Genomic DNA, 2147 nt, shown 5'->3' on the forward strand with positions numbered 1-2147 from the left:
CTATTTTCTGATATTCTTCAAGCGAGCTCGCTTTGGATTTTTTGTCGATTTCTTCTGGCCAGTTGACTTTGATTGGCCATGTAAATTCATCTTCTGGCATCAATTCCCCATCTAAATTATCATCATAAAAGGCCATATAGTTATTTATCCACATCCATTCGTTATAGCTTGGGCTACCAGCAGTCAACAAAAAGTGGTCAATTACTTTAGTGGTATTAGGCTCACATACCACACATTCTATACGATAGCTTCTAACCGTTCCGCCACTAGCAAGAGGAACTGATACTGAGGCCATACACCCTTGAATATCTGCCCAATTAAACTCTTTAACCGTTATCTCCTTAGCCCTAAAAGGTGAACGAGTAAAGGTAGCCAATGATCCAAAATACAGAAGGAAATGGTCATAAATATAAACTTTACCTGTTTTTCGGTTTAAACGGATAGGAAAATCTTCGGGGGCATATAGCAGATAGAAAAAAAGCTGAATCAAAATATAAGCAAAATAAATAAATACAATACAACTTGGTATATATATAAGTTTATTTATTATTTCATCCTCAACTATACCAGGTATTACCATATACAATATAAATAAAATCATAAACATCATCAAACCTAGACAAATCATTGTGATTAAACGACCAATTTTTCCCCATCCTGTAGTTCGCCTCGAAAACTCACAAAAATCATCATTAGCATAACGTAGTTTTTTATTATTACTTAAATGTAAATTTGTTGTATATACCCATTTATACAAATCCTGACACCATGCGGAAACTTGGGGTTGATATTTAGATGGCATTATTACGTTCTCCCTTTTTAATTGATAATATGTTCAACGCGTAGTGGCGATTTGGCGTCTTTACCTTGCCAGTAATGTAATATGCCAATCACTTTTTTCGCTTTTACCCTTAATTCGGCCACTTTTGGGTCTATTACCACGGTACTTTGGAGATTATTTATTCCTTAATTTTTTTATACTCGGCATCTATTTTATGATATTCTTCAAGCGAGCTCGCTTTGGATTTTTTGTCGATTTCTTCTGGCCAGTTGACTTTGATTGGCCATATAAACTCTTCTTCTGGCATCAATTCTCCATCCAAATTATTATCCGAAAAAGCCATATAGCTATTTATCCACATCCATTCGTAATAGCTTAAACTGGTATCAGCAGCCAACAGAAAGTGGTCAATTACTTTAGTGGTATTAGGCTCACATACCACACACTCTATACGATAGCTTCTAACCGTTCCGCCACTAGCAATAGGAACTGATACTGAGGTCATACAACCTTGAATATCTGCCCAATTAAACTCTTTAACCGTTATCTCTTTAGCTCTAAAGGGTGAACGAGTAAAGGTAGCCCATGAACCACAATATAACAGAAAATGGTCATAAATATAAACCTTACCTGTTTTACGGTTAAAGCGAATAGGACAATCTTCAGGACAGAATAAAAAAGTAAGAAAAAATTGAATAAATATTGGACTGGATATTAAAAGCAAAAAAAATGAAAGAATAAATAGTGCTTTATGGGTATCAAGATAAAATATAGCAAAAAGTACAGCAACTAATCCAGAAATTATTATCAATACACATATAAAGAAAAGAATAATAACAATCAATCTAATTAATAAGCTTCCCATCCCTGTGAACCGCCGAGAAAGCTCACAATAATCATCATTAGCATAACGTAGTTTTTTATTATTACTTAAATGTGATTTTGTTGTATATATTCCTTTATGCAAATCCTCACGCCATGCGGAAACTTGCGGTTGATATTTAGATGGCATTATTACGTTCTCCCTTTTTAATTGATAATATGTTCAACGCGTAGTGGCGATTTGGCGTCTTTACCTTGCCAGTAATGTAATATGCCAATCACTTTTTTCGCTTTTACCCTTAATTCGGCAACTTTTGGGTCTATTACCACGGTACTTTGGAGATTATTTATTCCTTAATTTTTTTATACTCGGCATCTATTTTATGATATTCTTCAAGCGAGCTCGCTTTGGATTTTTTGTCGATTTCTTCTGGCCAGTTGACTTTGATGGGCCATGTGAACTCTTCTTCTGGCATCAATTCCCCATCCAAATTATTATCCGAAAACGCCATATAGCTATTTATCCACATCCATTCGTAATAGT

The 2147-nt window shown here is 34.7% G+C and carries 3 protein-coding genes and 1 pseudogene; all 4 read right to left on the reverse strand.

Annotation, left to right across the window (positions count from 1 at the left end; translation table 11 throughout):
* On the reverse strand, positions 1-802 hold an 802-nt coding region (locus GQ589_RS11590), incomplete at its 3' end, for a DUF6708 domain-containing protein (protein WP_160426379.1).
* A 157-nt stretch (positions 803-959) separates the two neighbouring features.
* Complete coding sequence (locus GQ589_RS11595; RefSeq protein ID WP_160426381.1) at positions 960-1793, reverse strand: DUF6708 domain-containing protein; 834 nt, start codon at positions 1791-1793, stop codon at positions 960-962.
* A 17-nt stretch (positions 1794-1810) separates the two neighbouring features.
* On the reverse strand, positions 1811-1933 hold the full coding sequence (locus tag GQ589_RS12445) for a hypothetical protein (RefSeq protein ID WP_255471200.1): 123 nt from the start codon (positions 1931-1933) through the stop codon (positions 1811-1813).
* Between the two features lie 17 nt (positions 1934-1950).
* A pseudogene (locus GQ589_RS11600) lies at positions 1951-2147 on the reverse strand (hypothetical protein); the annotation flags it as partial.

It is taken from the genome of Gilliamella sp. Pas-s27, assembly GCF_009795865.1.
GTDB lineage: Bacteria > Pseudomonadota > Gammaproteobacteria > Enterobacterales > Orbaceae > Gilliamella.

Bases quoted from the DNA above. Each gene is read 5' to 3' on its own strand.
- GQ589_RS11595 (WP_160426381.1), bottom strand. From the start codon at position 1,793: ATGCCATCTAAATATCAACCGCAAGTTTCCGCATGGCGTGAGGATTTG.